11 protein-coding genes are annotated in these 21,409 nt (G+C 33.9%); 3 read left to right on the top strand and 8 right to left on the bottom strand.

Going from position 1 to position 21,409, the window contains the following annotated elements:
• Positions 1-845: 845 nt before the first annotated feature.
• Complete coding sequence (locus AC3E9W_RS08095) at positions 846-1,019, top strand: hypothetical protein (RefSeq protein ID WP_306161179.1); 174 nt, start codon at positions 846-848, stop codon at positions 1,017-1,019.
• A 165-nt stretch (positions 1,020-1,184) separates the two neighbouring features.
• Here the strand turns inward: AC3E9W_RS08095 and AC3E9W_RS08090 are convergent, their stop codons facing one another.
• From AC3E9W_RS08090 to AC3E9W_RS08055, 8 genes are all read right to left on the bottom strand, one after another.
• Positions 1,185-2,804, bottom strand: a complete 1,620-nt coding sequence (locus tag AC3E9W_RS08090) for an ABC-F family ATP-binding cassette domain-containing protein (RefSeq protein WP_306161181.1) — start codon at positions 2,802-2,804, stop codon at positions 1,185-1,187.
• 675 nt (positions 2,805-3,479) lie between these two features.
• Positions 3,480-4,250 (bottom strand): TlpA family protein disulfide reductase, encoded by a 771-nt coding sequence (locus AC3E9W_RS08085; protein WP_488767982.1) that lies wholly within the window; start codon positions 4,248-4,250, stop codon positions 3,480-3,482.
• Positions 4,251-4,313: 63 nt separating this feature from the next.
• Complete coding sequence (locus AC3E9W_RS08080) at positions 4,314-5,003, bottom strand: DUF3592 domain-containing protein (RefSeq protein ID WP_306161184.1); 690 nt, start codon at positions 5,001-5,003, stop codon at positions 4,314-4,316.
• Between the two features lie 246 nt (positions 5,004-5,249).
• A complete protein-coding gene (gene chiA, locus AC3E9W_RS08075; protein ID WP_488767981.1) occupies positions 5,250-9,977 on the bottom strand; it encodes a T9SS-translocated chitinase ChiA in 4,728 nt (1,575 codons plus the stop codon).
• A 457-nt stretch (positions 9,978-10,434) separates the two neighbouring features.
• Positions 10,435-12,501, bottom strand: a complete 2,067-nt coding sequence (locus tag AC3E9W_RS08070) for a beta-N-acetylhexosaminidase (RefSeq protein WP_488767980.1) — start codon at positions 12,499-12,501, stop codon at positions 10,435-10,437.
• Between the two features lie 145 nt (positions 12,502-12,646).
• Complete coding sequence (gene nagB / locus AC3E9W_RS08065) at positions 12,647-14,584, bottom strand: glucosamine-6-phosphate deaminase (RefSeq protein ID WP_456896575.1); 1,938 nt, start codon at positions 14,582-14,584, stop codon at positions 12,647-12,649.
• A gap of 108 nt (positions 14,585-14,692) precedes the next feature.
• A complete protein-coding gene (locus tag AC3E9W_RS08060) occupies positions 14,693-16,261 on the bottom strand; it encodes a RagB/SusD family nutrient uptake outer membrane protein (RefSeq protein ID WP_488767979.1) in 1,569 nt (522 codons plus the stop codon).
• 10 nt (positions 16,262-16,271) lie between these two features.
• Positions 16,272-19,310, bottom strand: coding sequence for a SusC/RagA family TonB-linked outer membrane protein (locus AC3E9W_RS08055; protein ID WP_488767978.1), 3,039 nt, complete (start codon positions 19,308-19,310; stop codon positions 16,272-16,274).
• A 276-nt stretch (positions 19,311-19,586) separates the two neighbouring features.
• On the opposite strand from AC3E9W_RS08055, the gene AC3E9W_RS08050 reads away from it, so the two are divergent.
• Positions 19,587-20,639, top strand: coding sequence for a sensor histidine kinase (locus tag AC3E9W_RS08050; RefSeq protein WP_488767977.1), 1,053 nt, complete (start codon positions 19,587-19,589; stop codon positions 20,637-20,639).
• Positions 20,629-21,330: a LytR/AlgR family response regulator transcription factor gene (locus AC3E9W_RS08045; protein WP_306161196.1), complete on the top strand. Its 702-nt coding sequence runs from the start codon at positions 20,629-20,631 to the stop codon at positions 21,328-21,330. The genes AC3E9W_RS08050 and AC3E9W_RS08045 overlap by 11 nt, the downstream gene beginning before the upstream one ends.
• The last annotated feature ends 79 nt before the right edge of the window (positions 21,331-21,409 follow it).

Genomic DNA, 21,409 nt, shown 5'->3' with positions numbered 1-21,409 from the left:
ATCTAATTTTGTAATTGGATTTAATAGAAAAATATTTCTTAGCAATCTTCATACAAAATATAGCAAAACTAAAAAGGCAGAATCCAAATCCTAAAACAGTTCCAAAAATTCTATACACATTTTCTTAATTTTAAAAGCTAGTAAAAAATAAAAATAATGCTCCAAAAATTTCTAAAAAAAACAAAAAATATATTTTTATTAGACAGCTTTGGAGCTTTATTAACTATTCTTCTACTCTATTTTGTCCTCAGAAATTTCAATGATTTTTTCGGTTTATCTAAAAATGTTTTCAAATACCTTTCAATTATTGCATTCGCATTATTTATTTATTCTATTAGCTGTTATTTTTTTGTCAAGGAAAATTGGAAATTATTTTTAAAAATAATTTGTATTGCCAACATCCTTTATTGTCTTTTGACATTAGGAATTATAATTTATTGCCATCAAAATATTTCTGCATTTGGCGTTATGTACTTTTTAGGAGAAATCGTCGTGATATCAGGAATTGTTTTCTTGGAAATAAAAACAATAAAACAACAGTAGCAGTTTCAAAAATTCCGTAGGAATCAAACATTTTGTAGCAACGGATTTTAATCCGCTGAAAAATTGAACGCCCAGATATAATGTAAGATGTGCCGAGCCTATGGCTCTTTCTAATCTATCACATAAACCTAAACCGGATTAAAATCCGGCCCTACAATATGTCGCCGAGCCGCTGGCTCTCTTGTCGATTCGACTTTTCTACATGAAATCAAATCCAAATCCTAAAACATTTCCAAAAAATTCTATAACACATTTTCTTGATTCTTGAAGTAATTTTAATATGAACTTAAAAACTCAAAATCATGCAAAATAAAATACTAAGATTGTTAATGGTATTTGTAATACTGTTTTCATTTACAAGCTGTGAAGTTATAGGAGACATTTTTAAAGCCGGAATGGGATTCGGAATCTTTATCGTAATTTTTGTTATTGCGATTATCATCTGGATTTTTGCCAAGATGTTCGGCAGCAAATAATAATAATAATAATAAATAACAAAATAAAAAATCCCAAATTCCAAGTTTAATATGGAATTTGGGATTTTTTTTATGGTTGTTAAACTTTGTCAAAGTTTAAAACTTTGACAAAGTGGGAAAGCTCAAAGTTTGGAATTTGGAATTTCCTTATTGGAATTTTGAAGATTAAAGATTATACATCTTTTTTCTTTGTTCCTGAATCTTTTCATCATCAAGATATTCGTCAAATGTCATGTAACGGTCGATAACTCCGTTTGGTGTTAATTCTACGATTCGGTTACCAACAGTTTGAGCAAACTCGTGGTCATGCGTTGTGAAGATTACAGAACCTTTAAAGTTTTTCAATGAGTTATTGAAAGCTGTAATAGATTCCAAATCTAAGTGGTTTGTTGGTTCGTCTAGCATTAAAACGTTTGCACGTTCCATCATCATTCTAGAAAGCATACAACGCACTTTTTCTCCTCCTGACAAAACTCTAGATGTTTTAAGAGCTTCTTCTCCCGAGAAAATCATTTTTCCTAAGAAACCACGAATAAAAACCTCATCACGCTCTTCTTCAGTTTTAGCGTACTGGCGTAACCAATCTACTAAAGTCAAATCGTTTTCGAAGTATTTGTGGTTTTCAGCTGGCAAATACGCTTGGTTTGTTGTAATACCCCAGTCGAAAGTTCCAGAATCTGCTTTTTGTTCTCCGTTTAAGATTTCGTAGAAAGCTGTTGTTGCACGTGAATCTTTAGAGAAAAGAACGATTTTATCGCCTTTTGCCATATTCAAGTCCACATCTTTAAATAAAACTTCGCCATCTACAGAAGCTGCTAAGTTTTGTACATTCAAAATTTGGTCTCCAGCTTCACGATCCTGATCGAAGATAATCGCAGGGTAACGACGGCTAGATGGTTTGATTTCAGAAATATTCAATTTTGAAATCATTTTTTTACGAGAAGTAGCTTGTTTAGATTTCGCAACGTTTGCACTAAAACGACGAATAAACTCTTCCAACTCTTGTTTCTTCTCTTCAGCTTTTTTGTTTTGCTGTGCACGCTGTTTTGCCGCTAATTGGCTAGATTCGTACCAGAACGTATAGTTTCCAGAATAGTGATTGATTTTTCCGAAATCAATATCCGAAATATGTGTACAAACCGCATCTAAAAAGTGACGGTCGTGAGATACAACGATTACAGTGTTTTCGTAGTTTGCCAAGAAGTTTTCTAACCAAGCGATTGTCTCGAAATCCAAATCGTTGGTAGGCTCATCCATGATCAAAACGTCAGGATTTCCAAAAAGCGCCTGCGCCAAAAGCACACGTACTTTCATTTTTCCTTCCATATCAGCCATTAAAGTATAATGATCTGCTTCTGTGATTCCTAAGTTCGATAACATAGATGCGGCATCAGAATCAGCATTCCAACCGTTCATTTCTTCAAACTGCACTTGCAATTCTCCAATTCGGTCAGCATTGGCATCATTATAATCTAAATAAAGCTCATCCATTTCTTTTTTAACAGCATACAGAACTTTATTTCCCATTAAAACGGTTTCCAAAACGGTATGTTCGTCGAACATGTTGTGGTTCTGGTTTAAAACCGACATACGTTTTCCCGGTTCTAAATGGATATGCCCAGAAGTCGGGTCCATATCGCCCGAAATGATTTTTAGAAAAGTAGATTTTCCAGCACCATTGGCTCCAATAACTCCGTAAATGTTTCCATGAGTGAAAGTTGTATTTACTTCATCAAATAAAACTCTTTTACCAAATTGAACTGATAAATTATTGACTGTTAACATGAATGTCTTTTTAATTAATTTGGTGCAAAAGTAGTGAAAAAGGTTCTAAGTTGCAAAGATGCTAAGTGGCTAAGGTTTTCTTGTTTTTTCTTGAACCATATAAGTGATATAAGTTTATTTAATACTTTGTGTTTTAATCTCGCAAAGTCGCAGAGACGCAAAGTTTTTTTTTAAAACCATATAAGTCATGTAAGTTCATTTAATATACTTTGTGTTTTAATCGCGCAAAGTCGCAGAAACGCAAAGTTTTTTTTTAAAACCATATAAGTCATGTAAGTTCATTTAATATACTTTGTGTTTTAATCTCGCAAAGTCGCAGAGACGCAAAGTTTTTTTTTTAAAACCATATAAGTCATGTTAGTTCATTTAATATACTTTGTGTTTACTCTCGTAAAGTCGCAGAGACGCAAAGTTTGTAAACCATATAAGTTATGTAAGATATTTTAAGTGTTGCGTATAGACGATTAACCATAGTTTGTCATCCTGAGGAACGAAGGATCTCCGCAAGTAGCTAGACAAGCAAAATCGACAATCTTTGTAGAGTTTCTTATGGAGATCCTTCGTCCCTCAGGATGACAAAAAAGAGAAAACTTTGCGCCTCTGCTCCCGATAACTATCGGGATTGAGGGATTATTTCAGCATTAAGCTTAAAGTATCTTATATCACTTATATGGTTTAAAAAGAACTTTCTTTTTCCAAAGCTACTTCTAGGCTTTCATAGTTATTTAAAACCTTGGCAATTTTTCCTTCTTTGTTGAGAATAAAATGGGTTGGAAAAGCATTCAGCTGTAATGTATTATTCATATATTCTTTCATGTTTGGAATAACAGAATAGGATAATGGTTTTCGAACTAAAAAAGTCTTTAATTGTTCAGGAGTATCTTCGGCTAGACTAACAAAAATAATATCTTTTCTGTCTTTGTATTTTGCAACTAATGCATTTACGGCTGGAAATTCTTTGATACAGGCAGCGCAGTGAATGTACCAGCATTTTATCACAATGATTTTTCCTTCCATGGTTTCGTTTGAAACTTCATTTCCGTCTAAATCTATAAACGAAAATTTCGGAAAAGGCTTTCCTTCCATTTCATAGTTTTTCAAAGCATCAAAAGCTTCTTGACTGATCGTGGCTTTGATACTGGTATCTGATTTTGGCAGAATTTTGAATAATTTATACTCGTAAACGGAATCTGTAGTCTTTAATCGGATTGGAATAAAATTTTCGTTTACTAGAATATTAAAAAAAGCTTCTTTTGAAATTTCTTTTGATGAAGCATCCAAAGCCGTAAAATCTCTGGAAAGCATTAAGGTTTTATTATAAGCAGACCAGCTTTCGTAACTTTTCTGAATTTGAACGGGATCGACTTCTGGATTTCCGAATTTGGTTTGACTAATGCAATTTGTAAATATTAAAAGGAAAACTAAAAAAAGGATTGACTTTTTCATTAACTGAAATAAAATAAATAAACGGCAAAATTACTTAAAAGTTTAGTCTTTTCTGTTGTGAAATTAACTATTCACTTTAGGCAGAAAAGAAATGTCCATATAATATTTCTTTGGATTTGAAGGATCAATCAGTACTTTTATCTCTTCTGACAAAATGAAATCTGTTGGATTATACCAAATATCTTCACTCTGGAATAAATGCATTTCGTTAGTTGCTGGATTGAGCCATTGACTATAAATAACATACGGACTTCTTCCATTTACTTTATAATTGTAATTAATATTTACATTATCAAATTTGGTTATAATAGATCTCCCGTTGAATTTTAAATCATCTATTTTCTTTTCTTTCATTTTACCAAATAGAATAATTGAAAAACCTATTAAAAAGAAAATACTACCTAAAATTCCTAAAATTAATGGTGCAAGCCATAAAGAAGCAAATCCGTTAATATCGGCATCGTAAGGGTCTGCTGGATCGTAAAAAATTTCTACAGTTTCACCTTCATGATAACTTGGAGGGTTACTGCTTACGGATGAAGTAAATTCGATCTGCTTTCCTTCTTTTGTTGTATAAGAAACAACGGGCTTATAAGTTGTCGAGTTGTCCGATCTTGAAGGTATTAATGCTGTAACAGTACCCTGAACTTTTACTGCTCGATCTAAAAATGCTTGTTTGCTTTGGTAAAAGTAAAAGGCTCCAGCTAGTAATGCTAAGCCAATAGTTAGAAATACGTATTTTATGATTTTCATCTTTCTATTTTATTAATTGAAGTAAAAATATTAAAATAGATCATAAAAACAGGTTCGATTGTCTTTTTATGCCATAAAAAAACCTGGCAGTAAAACTACCAGGTTCATAATGCGTTTCTTTAGACAAAAACCAAATAACAAATTACCTAAAGGCGCATTTATTCGAAATAAAAAAAGTTAAAAAATAAATAACCAAACTCAATTTTAACCGTCCCATCTTTTTATTTCTAAATTTTCAATCCTATTTTAGTTTAAAAAGTTCATCACTTTCAAAGATTTTTTGTTTCCTGATTTATCAGTTACAATCACAATAAACACTTGTTTACTTGAAAAACTTTGGCTGTTAAGCAAGATCTCTTTGTTGTTTTGAAGATTTCTCTGACTTACAACATTCTGCCCTATTGTGTTAAATACATCAACCTGAGCAATATCTTCCGAATCATTTGACACAGACAAAGTGTTATTTTTAAAATACGCTAGTGTTGCATTATTTGTAGCTGAAATATCTTCAACCGCTAATGTTTTTGCAGTTGCTGATTGCGAAGCAAAATAAGCTGCGTACGCTTTAGACAATTCAGATGAATTACCACAAGAAGAGGCATCCCAGTTTACAGACCAAGTCATTAAACCTCTTAAAGAAGGATAGGGTCCACCTGGCTGCATGGTGTATGTTCTTCCTGAAAAATTAGTTCCATTTCTTAAATAATCCATAGCATTAATTCCTTCTGTCGGAGTCAAATAACCGCTACCTGCTGCACTTGGACAAGCTGGCAATGCGATAAGAACTTTTGAAGCTGGTAAACCATCAAAATGCATTCCTGTAGAAGCAATATTATACCCTTTTATGATCATATCAGTTAGCGCTGTAACCATGTTTGATTTCTTAGCTGTACCATAATACTGGCCGTCTAATCCGTTTTCTCCACCTGTATTGTACAATTGTACCGCTAATAAATCCAATTCATTACGCAAGTTTTGAATAATTGGCAAGAAAGAACCAAAAGTATCTGTATAAGTAGTGTAACCTCCTTGTACATATTGTGTTTCTGGAGCTGCAGTTAATAAAAATCCAGGACCATAGTAAGCTTTTAATTCTTTGAAAGCATCAACTACATTTTTTAATCTTGGATAAGCAGAAATACCTGCATAAGAAATATCTCTTAAGTTTCCTGCACTAAAATTCATTGATCCGCCTTCGAAATCAATATCAACTCCATCAAATTGATACTCGTCGATAATTGCTTTTAGACCGTTAACAAAAATGTTTTTCTGAGTTACATTTTCCAAAACAACATGACCATTTTGACCTCCAATAGAAACAATAACTGGAACGCCACTATCTCTTAATGATTTTATATCATTTTTCAATAATTGTTTATTGAAAACGCCGTTGGTCAAATATCTAGCATCATTTGTAGTTAATATTGGTGTATAACCATCACGATTAACAGTTTCTACGAAAGCATAATCGACTACATTAAACTTGCTTCCTACTATTTGAGAAAAATATAAAAATGGCGCACCTGCATTTTCCCAAGAATGTGCGTATCCTAAAATAACTTTAGATGGAAGCGGGATAAATCTATTAGTGCCTACTTGGGCAATTTTAATGGTATTGTTTAATGTAGTTATAGCAGACTTATTATCAGTTGCTTTAATTACAATTGGATAATCTTGATAAGCAGATGGTGTAAAATTATACGTATAGGTATTATTTGTACCTGCTGTCATGTTAAATGTACCTCCATTAATTGTAATAGTAACACCAGAAACTGTTCCGTCACTATCTACGGCTGTAACTGAAATTGGCACAGCTTGAAAAGAATTTTGGTATATCGTTGTATTCGATGGTGTATTCCAAGTAATTACAGGCGATGCATTAGGACATGTTGTTCCTGAACATTGTAAAGAGAACGTTTTTGTATTCTCTGCTGTCGCTCCGCTTGATGCTGTTACTGTTGCTTTTAATGTGTAATTTTTATTAAAATCTGCTGCAACTGGCGTCCAGCTTGCCACATATTCTGATCCAGAAAGTGCTGCTGTAATATTTTGTCCGTTGATATTGAATACTACTGACGAAATAGTTAAACCAGAATCTACGCTTGCAGTTGCTTTTAATTGAATTGCCGTTCCAGGCGCAATTGCTACAGTTGCCGTTGAAGGTGCTGTAATAGTAACTTGCGGCGGAGTAACTGCGTTTCTGTTAAAATTATAAACTGTTGGCGTAGTAGGAACTGCAAAGTTTGCTAAATTATTTGGATAGTATGTTACTTCTCCATTTTGCCAAGAATTTAGTTTTAAACTTAAAATCTGCGTATAACCTGCTACAACTGAATCATCAAAGGCGTAATTTCCTGATGCATCTGTTGTTGCTAAAACACTTTTCCAGTTATGAGTATTATCTGTCCAAGGCAGTACAATTTCTACTTTAGCATTGGCTACTGGAGCTGAACCATTTTTAACTGTTCCGCTAATTAAGTTTGTCGCTGCCGCTAATGCCATTCTTGACGTTGCAGTTGTATTAAAATTGTAAACTGTTGGAGTTGACGGAACAGGGAAGTTTGCCAAATTGTTCGGATAGTAATTTACCTCTCCGTTTGACCAAGTATTTAACTTTAAACTTGTAATAGTGGTATAACCGTCTGTAACGGAATTGTCAAAACTGTATTTTCCTTGTGCATCTGTTGTTGCAATAACGCTTTTCCAATTGTGTGCATTATCTGTCCAAGGTAAAACCAATTCTACTTTGGCACCCGCAACAGGAGTTGATCCGTTTTTAACTGTTCCGCTAATTTTGCTTGAAGTCGAAACAACATCTTGTGTAAAGTTCAATGTTTTATTGGCATTCAAATTAGAATAAACAGTAGAAGCTGGAGTAAAAGTCTGACCTGTTAAAGCAGCTGTTACAGTGTAATTTCCGCCAGAAGGCAAACTTAAAGAATAAGCACCACTAGCATTTGTAACCGCTGTAAAGTTACCTCCTGTAGAAGATGCTGTAACTGTTACGCCAGAAACTGGAGTTGATCCGTTTAGAACTGTTCCGCTTACGGTGTAATTTACAACTACTGGACCTTGAGTAAAATTCAACGTTTTATTAGCATCGATTGCATTGTAAACTGTTGAAGCTGGAGCATACGAGAATCCTGATTTTGCAGCTGTAACTGTAAAATTTAATCCCGCTGTTAAACCTGCAACACTGTAAACACCACTTGCATTTGAAACTGCTGTTAAAGTTGTACTTCCAGAAACTGCCGATACCGTTACGCCAGAAACTGGTGTTGTTCCGTTAAGAATTGTTCCGCTTACGGTATACACAGGCTGAGAACCTTGAATCGTTACTCCTGTTTGATTAACCGTTACGTTTGTTAAACTAACTGGTACAAAAGTATAAGATGCTTTTGCAGCTGTTAGCGAATAATTTTGTCCTGACGTTAAGTTATTGAATGTAAAGTTTCCTGTTTGAGAAACTACTGTTTGGATAACTGCATTCGAAGCATTTCTTACTTCCACAGTAACATCTGTAACCAAGTTTGCACCATTTTTTACCGAACCAGCAATACTTACTGTTCCTGGAACAACGCTTCCGAAAGAAGTATCAACTTGGTTTAATAATGAATTTGGAATTGAACCTCTAGTATCCTGAGATAATTCCCAAATCATACCTCCAGCCAGATTTTTAGATTTAATGTATTGCACTTTTAAATCCATTGACTGTTTATCTTCATACGAGATAAATTCCTTCGTAGTAGCATTATATAAGTACGGAACTTTTGTAGTATTGTCGAAATAACGAACCCATCCAGCAGAAGCTGCAGACGGCGTTACCATCATTGTATTCGGATCTAAATATGCATGTGAGTTAGTAACTGGATTTCCGACTAAATCGCAGATTTCGATACTTCCAGATTTTTCACAAGCTCCAGCACCATCCCATGTTCCTGTTGGGTTTTGAGGATTCGTACATCCTGGAACTATATATCTTGGTGCAGATACAAATAATCCGTTAGTTGAATTTGCAGCAACGTTATCAAATTTCTTCCCATAGAAAGGCAATCCCATGATTAATTTATTCGCAGGGAAACCAATTACATTCAAATATTGATTGGTTAATTCGTCTAATGATTCCGATTGTGTTGCACCATACAATGGATCATTTGTATTTCCGCTTGCATATAATGGAGCATTGTAGCACGTTTTATCGTACCAGTTTCCTCCAAAATCATATCCGAAATAAGTAATATAATCGCAATAAGTCGAAATATCTTCGCTCATGCCATATTGCGCTCTGTTGTTTGGCCCTAAATACTGTTTAGAAACATTTCTCACATTGTTTCCTGCAGCAATAGTTACCAATTTATTTGGCATTGCCTGACGCATCGCTTTTAAAAGAAGCACTAAGTTTTTATTATCGTCAGGGCTGTATTTTTGCGGAGGCACAGGCGCACCATTCACTATTTCTGTACCGTCAGTTCCGCCCGAAAGAGGATATTCCCAATCGATATCGAAACCATCGATAAACGGATATGTTGTAATGAAGTTTGCCATATCTGCAGCCAAAGCGGCTCTAGCAACTGGACTGGCTGCAATTGGAGAAAGATCCTGGCCTTTTGTCCAGCCTCCAACAGAGATTAACACTTTTAAATGAGGATACTTTTGTTTTAATTTCATCAAATCGTAAAAGTTTCCTTTAACCGGAGCATCCCAAGGAATTCCGCCTTCCATATGCTCAAAATCGGCATAGGTATCCAAACACTTTAATTTTGTATTCTCTGGATGGGCAGGATCGTAAGTTGTCCCATAAAAAGAATAATTTAAATGCGTAATCTTACTTCCATCAATTTTCGGAACATTAAAATCCCGAGCATAAATAGACCATTGCGCATAATACCCCACTACCTTCTTTCCGTGAGCCGGCTGGGCTAACGCGAGTAAGGGAAACAACAACAAAAAGAGTAATCTGTAATAATGTTTCATAGTTAATAAATATTGGTTAATAGAAAAATAAGTACTTGGGCCATAACTGCTTCTTCAACAGTCAGGTTTCGCTTAACCGCAGGTTGGAAGGCTGCTGTCAACTGGAAATAAACTCAAATTACATTCTATAGATAAATATTACTATTTCTGATTCATACATAATCATTAGCAAATAGCAGTGACTGATATTTATTTATAATTTTTAAAAAATTAATCGTAAATACAAATGATAAATTTGGGACTAATCATCAATCTATACTCTCGTTTTTGTCATGTTTTATTGTATTTTTTTTATTTGGTTTTTAAAGGTTAATACTAATTTTCACGGCTTATATTTTACTATTTGATTTAGTTAAGTGCTGTTTTTGGGCTATAACTATCTCTACCGAGGAACTCCGGCAGAGATAATTAAAAGCCTAATTAATGTAACTCTAATAACACTAACTCAACCAAAATTTTAAATCAATTTCTTTAAACTTTCATAAACTGACAATTCTACGTCAGCATGGTCTTTTGTATTGCATTGCTCAATTAAACTTTTTAAATCTGCTGCTTTTAAAGCCGATTTATTGTCTAATACCAGCAATAATTCTTGCGATGCATCACTCAATTTTTTAGATAAAGGAAGCAATGGCTGCACTAATGGTGCATTGGCACTTAGCGCTATTAAGTCTTTATTCACAGTAATCCATTTATTAAAAAATGCTGCAACCTTTGTTTTATTATCTGCCGATTTGTTGGCTAAATATTGGTTTACTGCTGCGTCAAAAGCTAAAGCATCTTTTGCATCTGGTCCACAAGCATCTGCAAACAATGTAAACGGAGAGTACATTTGGTATTCTGTTCCTCCTTTGTTACGAGTATATCCTTTCAAAGGTTCACTTACTTTAGAAAATTCTTCAAGCGACTGGATATTTTGATTATTGGCAATATTTCTTAAAATAACATCCTTATTACGAATATGTGTAATGCCTAATTCTTCTAATCTAAAAGAAATGTTTTCTAAACGCTTACGCATATTTTCTACATCGACTACATCTTCTGCAGACCATAACCTTTCAGCAATTGCTGCTGTTCTTGGCCAAACTCTTGAATCTATTGTTGTTGGTGTCGCCAATTCTGTCCACATTGTAGCTTCTCCACCCAAAATTCTTGCTCTTTCATCATTTGTCAAATTCGCTCCTTTTGGCATAGGATCGTTTAAGTAATGACTTGCGATTGGGTACATCAAATCGATATAATAACCATTTGACAGAACGGTTTTGTATCCTTTTTTAACGGCATCTACTAGAGATTGTCCAGCTGCCATTCCTTCGTTTGGACCTCTCCAAGAATGTACAATTGCTTCTTTAGATAAATCTTTGGTTAAGATTTCTTCCCAACCCATTAACTGTTTTCCGTGTTTCTTTAACATCGGAGCCAATTGCATGGTGAAATACGTCTGTAATTCGTGATTGGTTTTTAAATTATGCTTCTTTTTAAACTCTTGAATTTTCGGATTTACATCCCAGTCTTTTCCTTCGTTTTCATCTCCCCCAATGTGGAAATAAGCACCTGGAAACAACGGACAAACCTCATCAAAAACTTCGCTTAATAATTGGTATGTTTTAGGATTTGAAGGATCTAATGTTGGCGAAAAAATACCAGCATTTCTTTCAATTCCATAGGTAGCAATTGCTGTACCTTGAATATTTTTTTCGGATGTTCCTCCAGTCAGCGTGATAACTTTACTGCCAATTTCTGGATAAGCCGTTAAAATTGCAGATCCGTGACCTGGAACATCTATTTCTGGAACAATTAAAATACCGCGCTCATCAGCATATTTTACGATATTTTTAATTTCCTCCTGAGTGTAATACATTCCATCCGAAGCCAATTGTGTAAACTTTGGATGTTTTTTCATTTCGATTCTCCAGCCTTGATCGTCAACCAAGTGCCAGTGAAAAACATTCATTTTCATTGCTGCCAATGCATCAATATTTCTTTTAATAACATCAACTGGCTGAAAATGTCTTGAAGCATCAATCATTAAACCTCTCCAAGTAAATCTTGGGAAATCTGAAATTTTTGAAACTGGAAAATAAAAAGATTTTGAATTGTTTTGAAGCATCTGCAACAAAGTCTCCAAACCGTGTAAAGCACCTAAATCGCTTGAAGCATTTAACGTGATTTTGTTTGAAGTAATATCTAAATGGTAACTTTCGTCTTCGTATAAACCAATTTTACCACTTTTAGTACAGTTGATTTGCAACTCAGCAGTTGGCACTTCATTTAATTTTGTAATAAATCCTTGTTCGAAAAATATCCCTGTTCTACCATCTAAACGGCGCAAAAAACGCGTTACTCCTCCAAATATTCTTACATTTGGATTACCTGTAATATTTACTTTAAAATTTTTATTTAAATTAAAATTACCTTCATTAATAACAACATTCTGAGGCCAAGGCATAAGATTCAGCTGCTCCTTCTGGACTTGAGCGCCTGCAGATATACCAGCAAATAATAGTACAAATAGATATTTCATTTTTCTTTTTTTTGGTTTGGATAGTTTTTAATAAGTATCCCAATTTATATAAAAAAAGACAAAATTCAGAATGACTTCTGCAGTACCTCACTTTTACAAGCAATCAACTGAATTTTGTCATTTGATTCATAGAATCATAAAATTTTTAGTAATCAAAACGCTTAAATGCCTCAATCGCTTCGTATTCAGCCAAACCTAATTCATCATACAATATGGCTGTATTCTTATTACGGTCTTCTGCTCTAACCCAGAATTCACGAGAATCATTCCCTTGAAACATCACTCTATCTTTTTGAGACTGGTGGTGTAAAATGGCATGACGTTTCAATAAAACTTCTGATGGGCTTAACGGAACTGCCATGTCAATTTCGTGAATATCCCACTCATGCCAAGCTCCTCTGTAAAGCCATAACCAGCAATCGTTCATGTACGGTTCTGGTTTTAACTCTTTTAAAGCTGCAAAAATGGCATTTAAACAAACCTCATGAGTACCGTGCGGATCTGCAAGATCTCCTGCCGCAAAAACCTGATGCGGTTTTATTTTCGCAATAATATCTTTTACAATAGCAATATCTTCTGGTCCTAACGGATTCTTTTTAACTTGTCCCGTTTCATAAAAAGGAAGATCTAAAAAGTGCGTATTCTCATCTTTCAATCCGATATATCTTGTTGCTCCATAAGATTCTCTTCTTCTGATAAGCCCTTTTAATTTTCGAACTTCTAAAGAATCGATTTGATTTTCAGATTTGTTATTTAAAAATTCAATAACCGATTTGAAATTGATATCCGAATTTTCGTCTCCAATAAAATCGCTGGCTACTTCTGCAAATTTTAATGCTTCATCGTCTGAAACCGCAATATTTCCTGAAGTCTGGTACACTACATGAACATCGTGTCCTTGTTTGATTAGCTTAGAAAATGTTCCTCCCATAGAAATCACATCGTCATCTGGGTGTGGACTGAAAAGAATAACTCTCTTTTTTGCCGGATTTGCCCTTTCGGGACGAAATGAATCATCTGTGTTTGGTTTTCCTCCTGGCCATCCGGTGATTGTATGCTGTAAGATATTAAACATATTAATGTTCATATCGTAAGCAGAACCTTCTTGAGCCAAAAGATCTGACATTCCGTTATTATTGTAATCACGGTCGGTCAATTTCAGAATAGATTGTTTTGTTTTTTGACAAAGCCAAACAATAGCTTTACTTTTTAATTCAGGAGTCCAAAGACATTCTCCAACTAACCAAGGCGTTTTGAAACGAGTTAATTCTGATGCCGCTGACTGATCTAAAACAAAAGTAGCATTAGGATGATTCTGTAAAAATGTAGCTGGAATTTCTGAACTAATATCACCTTGAATTGTTCTCTTGATAATGTCTGCTTTATTTTGCCCCCAAGCCATCAAAACAATACGTTTTGATCTCAAGATGGTTGAAACTCCCATTGTTATGGCACGTTTCGGCACATTATCAATACCATTAAAAGCTGATGAAGCATCGACTCTTGTGATATGATCTAAAGTAATAATTCTGGTTCCTGAATTAATATGCGAACCAGGTTCATTAAATCCAACGTGCCCTGTACGGCCAATTCCTAGTAATTGAAAATCTAGACCTCCAGCATTTTTAATATTCATTTCATAATCAATACAATATTGATTGATTTCATCAATTGCCACTGTACCATCAGGAATATTAATGTTTTCAGGTTTAATATCAATATGATTAAAAAGATGCTCATGCATGAAATAATGATAGCTCTGATTGTTCTCCTTAGTCATCGGATAATATTCATCCAGATTAAAGGTGATCACATTGCTAAAACTAAGTCCTTCTTCTCTGTGCATTCGCACTAGCTCCTCATAAACTTTGATAGGAGAAGAACCCGTTGCCAGACCTAGAACACAAGATTTATTTTTTTCCTGCTTAGATCTAATTAGCTGCGCAATTTCCTGTGCTACAATTACAGAAGCTTCAATGGAATTTTTGAAGATTTCGTTGTGAATTTTTTCAAATCGAGTTTCTTCAAATTTTCCGGCGCTTTTGTAACTGATATCAGGTTTTATTTCTAAAGCACTTTTCATTTCTTTTCTTTTTTGTAGTAATTACCATTTTGGTTTAAGAATGGTATAGATAGTTTTCACCATCTATACCATACTACTAACCAAACTCAATATCCTTTTTTCTATTTTTTAGAAGTTTGATTTATCAACATCCCACCATAGTCTTGTAGCACCATTGTCTGGACCGCCAAGGACAGAAACTCCAGATTCCACTCCTGTAGGATTATTGGTTACTTCAGAAAGAGGGAAAGGCAATCTTCTTACACCTAATTCAGTGCTAATAACTCCACCACTTTTGTTATTTGTTATTCTAAATAATTTTGGATAACCTGTTCTTCTATATTCAGACCAAGCCTCTTGTCCGTCTGGATAAGTTGCAATCCATTTCTGAGTGATTATTTTCTCAAGATTCTCCTCATTAGTTGTTCCCCAAGCTACAGTCACTTTAGACACAGCCGCTGCGTTGTTAGTTGCGCTAACAGGATCTACATAATCAATTGGTTTTTTCACATTATCAGTTGCATACGCTGCTGCACCGTCAACACCATTTTGATCAAAAGATGCTTTAATTCCAGCTTCATACAAATCTTTAGCATTTCCGTCCATGTTCCATCCTCTTAAAGCACCTTCAGCTCTTAAGAAATAAACCTCAGCTGTAGACATCCAAGTAACTTCTCCCGTTTTTGTTCTGGCTCCAGTTCTTGAAAAATTCGCATAAGTTGAAGGAGTTGGATAAACAATTCCTGTTCTAACCCCTTTATATTCTCCCGGAAATTGAGTTGAAGTCTCCCAATATTTCGCTATTCGAGGATCTTCATATCCTATTAATATAGATTCCATATCTGCTCCCATTGCTAAGCCTGCCCAAACATGGCTCATTACATCTATAACATTTAGATCTAATGGAGATTTAATTTTAATTAAATCATTATTAATTTTAAATACCCCTATAGAGTGGCTTACTGCTTTTTCTGCTTCTGTTTTCGCTAATGCAGGATCTACCTTAGAAATACGTACTGCCATTCTTAAACGCAATGAGTTTGCATATTTAACCCATTGAGAATAATTCCCTCCGTAGTTAGATTGATCCGTCTCAGTAAATTTAGAGACCTCACCTGCAGCAATTCTTGCCGTTAAATCAGTTACAGCGAAATCTAAATCTTTAAACATCTGAGTGTAAATCTGTTGCTGAGAATCGTAAGTTGCTAAACCTTGTCCTCCATATTTAGAATAAACAGCTGGCCCGTACATATCTGTAATACGTTGCATGGTGGCTACTTTAATAATTAGCGACCATGCGTAGAACTCATCATACTTTCCTTTTGCTCTTTGTTCAACTTTGTATAAGTTAGCTATGATATTTAAATAAGCATCATCCCATGCAAATCCATTCCAGTTTTGATTTAAGTTGTAGTTGTGATTATTTATTCCTCCAAATTCATTTGGAGAAGTCATATATCCAGACCATCCATCGGCCTGTAAACTTTGCTGTAATTGATACTGCCATGTTACATCAGAGATATAAAGCCTCGTAAATGCAGGCTTTATCAAACCTTTTATATTATTAAAATTTTGTTCCAAATCCGGTGTCGTTGCGCCCACAGGATTTTGATTCATCTCGTCAAAATTATCTGTACAACTAAAAGCTGCAAGAAGAGAGAAACATATCGCTGTTCTTTTTATTATATTGATTGTCATGATTGTAAGATTAGAATGTTAAGTTTAAATTAAGACCGATACTTCTTGTTGATGGCATTCCGAAAACGTCAACACCTTGTAAACCTTCACCTGTACTTAGCGCCACATTTGGATCGAATGGAGCATCTTTATAAATAAAGAATAAGTTTCTAGCAATTAATGAAATTGAAGCAGTTTGAACAAATGGTATTTTTGCTTTATTAAATGTATATCCGATAGAAACCTCTCTTACACTAACATTTGTAGCATCATAAATATATTGACTACTAACTCCATTTCTTCCCGCAGTATTGCTATAGTATTCGAAAGGATCCATGGATGTCACTGGAGTACCATCGCTTGCTTTAACACCGTTGATACTTACAGCACCTGCATTTCTTGCGTCGCCTGTAGCTTTAGAAACTCCATTGAAATCATTAATAGCCTGTGTTAAACTAAGTACTTCTCCACCGAAACGACCGTCAAGTAAAATGTTTGCTGTAAAAGCTCCTACTTTAAAAGTATTAGTCCAGCCTAACATAAAATCAGGATTTGCATTTCCAATTTCTTTCCAATCTGTTCTTTGCAATGTATTGTCATCATTAACTAAGATTCTTCCTTGATCATCTCTCTTGAAATCAAATCCTTCAATTACTCCAAATGGTCTTCCTTCAATTAATGAATATCTATAAGAGTTAGATCCTGGATCTGTAAGTACGATTCTTCCTCCTGTACTTTCTGAAGGAATGTCATTTACTCTACTTCTATTGTGAGAATAGTTAATTTTTGATTCCCAAATGAATTTTTCACCTCTAACAATATCAGCATATAAAACAACCTCAAAACCTTTATTTGAAATACTACCAGCATTGATAGCATAATTAGTATATCCATTTAAGTTTGTAGATTCAGCTGGGATTAAAAGGAACTGATTTTTAGTATCAGACGTGTAATAAGACAATTCAAAACCAAGTCTATTATTAAACATTCTCCACTCTGTACCAAGTTCTAATTCAGATTTTAATTCATTTTTTAAACTTGTTCCTGGTATTGGACCTGAAGGCGGATTAACAAGGTTCCCAGCTACTATTCCAGATGTTGGACTTGTAATTGTAGATGCGATATCATTACCAACTTGAGCAAAAGTTGCACGAACTTTACCATAATTTATAAATTCTGGCATTGTAGTCATTTCACTAACAATTGCAGTTGCCCCAACAGCTGGATAGAAATAACCAGGGTTGTCAGTATTTGCAAGTGTTGATGACCAATCATTTCTTCCTGCTACATCTAAAAACAAATAATCTTTGTACCCAAATGTCGCTGCCGCAAATACAGACTGTACTTCTCTTTCTGCTCCCGTTTGAACATTTCCGTTATTGTTTACAAAGTTACCTAATGTAAAGATATTGTCATAAACAAGTCCTCCTCCGATTCCTGAATCTATAGTTAAACCAGTAGATCTCGAGTGGTTTATACTTGTACCAAGCGTACCATTAAAGCTAAAATTATCGCTAATTTTTGTATTGAATAAAGCAATTAAATCAGCGTAATTTTGCGTTCCAATTAAATTAGCATTTATATATCTTCCTGTTTGGTGCACTAATGAGGTTGCAGAACTTCCATACATTCCTTTTTGGAAATTACTTTCGTTTCTGTTATAGCTATATCTTGAAGTTAAGTGAAACCATTCAGCAATTTTATAATCTAAAGCAATTGCTCCCGTAAAGAAATTATTTTTATCAAGAGATTTTTGTCTATTAATCTGCCAATATGGGTTTTCATTACTTTCATTTACTGCTGCAAATCCAGGATAGTTTTGCTGCATCATGTTTTTTACTGGATCAAAAACTTCAAACTCTTTTAAGTCGTTAAGAGTAAATGCTCTTGGATGGCTATAAACCCCTGCGATTGGATTAAAATATAAACCGTTTGTTGGTCTATTGTTAATTGTCTGGGTCACATAATTTGCAGTTACTGCAACACTTAATTTGTCGTTAAAGAATTTACTTGTCTGGCGAATTCCAAAGTTATTTTTCTTTAAGTGATTTCCTGGTATAATACCATTAGAATCAGTATTTGCGTAACTTAAAGCAGTTGAAGCTCCATCTGTAGCTTTTGTAAAAGTCATAGAAGTAATTTGAGTATTTCCTACTTCAAAAAAGTCTTTAATATCTTTATCTCCTTCAACTTTTTGTTTTGCCCCCCAAGATCTTGGATCTCCTGCATTAGACGTGTAATCAGACTGAAATTCAGGAAGGTAAGCAGCAGTTTCAAAAGTTGTAACAGAATTCACATTGAATGATTCAGCACCAGCTTTTGCTTTTTTAGAAGATAACAATATAACTCCGTTAGCTCCTTGAGAACCGTATAATACAGAAGCAGCAGCACCTTTAAGCACTGTCATACCTTCATAATCGTCTGGGTTAATTAAAGAAACAACATCTCCACCATCTTTGTTTCCTCCATTTAAATCTCCAAAAGTTCCATTTGGTTGACCTGCTCCACCATTGTATAATGGAATACCATCAATTACATATAATGGCTGGTTGTTTACGAAAGATGAATTACCACGAATAGTAACTTTAGTCGTCCCCCCTGCTCCAGATGAACTTCTTGTTACAGCAACTCCGGCAATTTTACCAGCTACCGTATTAATAAGGTTAGCATCTTTTACACGAGTTAATTCCTCACCCTTAAGCTCTTGAGCTGCATAAGCCAATGATTTTTTAGATTTTTTAATACCTAAAGAAGTTACAACAACCTCATTTAATGCATTTGTAGCGCCTTGAACCATTTTCACATTAATTGTAGCAGCATCTCCTACAACAATTGTTTGAGTTTCCAGTCCTACATAAGTAAAAACTAAACTTTGTCCTTTTTGAACTTCAATTGAATACAATCCGTCAAAATCGGTAGTAGTACCTTTTTGACCTCCTTGTACTGCAACAGAAGCTCCTGGTAATGGCATACCATCAGAATCTGTAATCACACCCTTGACATTTTTTACCTGTGCAAGAGAAACTTGCGCCGTAAAAACAATCATAAAGATTAAGAAAATTTTTTTCATGTTTAATTTATTTTGTTAGTTATGAAGTAAAATTATTCTTAAGGCATTGTTAAAAAAAATAAATTAAACCAACAACCTGAAATTTTAAACGAACGACATAAAACATTCAATAATGCGTTTCACGAAAACGTTTTATTTCAAAAAATAAGCACAAATATCCTTTTTATATAAAATTTTATTCAAAAAAATTGTCTCTTTGTCTTTAATTGTTTAAAGTTGCACAATATTTAGCCTGTGTTAAGAAAAACCAAATTTTTATAAAATACTTACAAACCATTGAAAGAAATCAGAAAAGTTAAATTTGATATCAAACTGCAAAATCATATTTGGTTTTGGGGAGTTTATTTTACATTAAACTTTTTGAGATGGGGTGCTTACTTTAATGATTATCCTTATGCATTCAAATCCAACTTAATTGAATTTTCACTTGTCATTCCTTTAGTGTATTTGAATTTATTTGTTTTAGTTCCTAAATATGTATTAAAACAAAAGTATATTATGTATACTTTTTTATTACTGCTAAGTTTATTTGCAATATATTTAGCTAAAACAGCACTTACTTATTATATTATATCTGAAAATATTTGGCCCGAAGCCAATCGTGAATATCATCCTTTCGAAATTAATCACATTGTGGCCGTTTGTATTGGAGAGTTGTATGTTCTAGCAATGGCATCGTCTGTTTATCTTACTTTGACATGGCTGAGAGAACGAGAAAGGAACCGATCTCTAAGAGAAAATCAATTTAAGATCAAACTAAAATATCTCGAAAATCAAATCCAACCGCATTTCTTCTTTAATACTTTAAACAATTTGTATGCGCTGTCATTAGAATCATCAAAGAAAGTTCCCGACGTAATTATAAAGCTTTCTAATTTGATGGAATATGTTTTATATGATGTTAAAGGAACCAAATTTGTTCCGTTAATTAAGGAAATCGATTATATCCAGAATTATATTGAAATCGAAAAGCTTCGTTTTGAAAATGTTGAAGTTACGATAAACCTGGAATCGAATATAGAAGATGTTGTTGTACCGCCGTTAATCTTTATTTCGCTAGTCGAAAATGCTTTTAAACATGGTGGTTTGAACAACAAAAATTTAAAAATAAAAATCAACTGTAAAGTTATCGACAACAAAATACTCGATTTTGAAATCTTAAATAATTTTGTAATTTCACAAAATCATAATCCAAAAAGAGGAATTGGACTGGTTAATACTAAAAAAAGACTGAAACTGATTTATAAAAATAATTTTAGCCTAATACACCAAACCAAACTAAATTTCTACATAATTAGATTACAAATACCTACTCAGAATGAAGATTAAATGCGTGTTAATTGATGATGAGCCTCTAGCTATCAAAGTCCTGCAAAATTATTTTACCAATTTTACGGATTTTGAAGTTGTTGCAACATTTAACAACTCATTGGAAGCACTGGATTTTCTTAACAGTACTCCGGTTGATGCAGTGTTTTTAGATATCAACATGCCCATGATGACAGGTTTTGAACTGATTAGTCTTATCGAAAACAAAACAAAAGTTATTATTACTACCGCTTTTAGAGAATTTGCAGCAGAAAGTTATGATTTGGATGTTTTAGATTATTTGGTAAAACCAATTCCGTTGCCAAGATTTATAAAATGCATCAATAAAATTACTACCGAATACAATCTTAAAAACAATATTAAAGTCGAAACGTCAAAAGGCGATTCTCATATATTTATTAAAGTCGATAAAAAAATGATGAAGATTAATATTGAAGAAATTTTATTCGTTGAAGGAATGAAGGAATATATAAAAGTTGTCACTCCAGATAAAACTTATATTACGCATAAATCTCTTACATCTTTATCTGAAGAATTACCGGCAGATCGCTTCCTTAGAATACACAAATCATACGTCATTGCCCTAAATAAGGTAAAATCTATAGAAGGAAACCGCGTTCAAATCCAATCTTATAACATTCCGATAGGCCGAAACTACAGCAAAGAGGTTAAAAATAAGATATTGGAATAAATATAATTACGAATTACATTTTCTAACTGGGTTAAAATTAACACTTTGTTGAAAAAACACAGTCGTTGGTTTAAATTTA

The sequence above is a fragment of the Flavobacterium sp. 38 genome, assembly GCF_057799715.1.
Note: the sequence above shows the minus strand (reverse complement) of the source record. Positions and strands in the feature narration are given on the sequence as shown.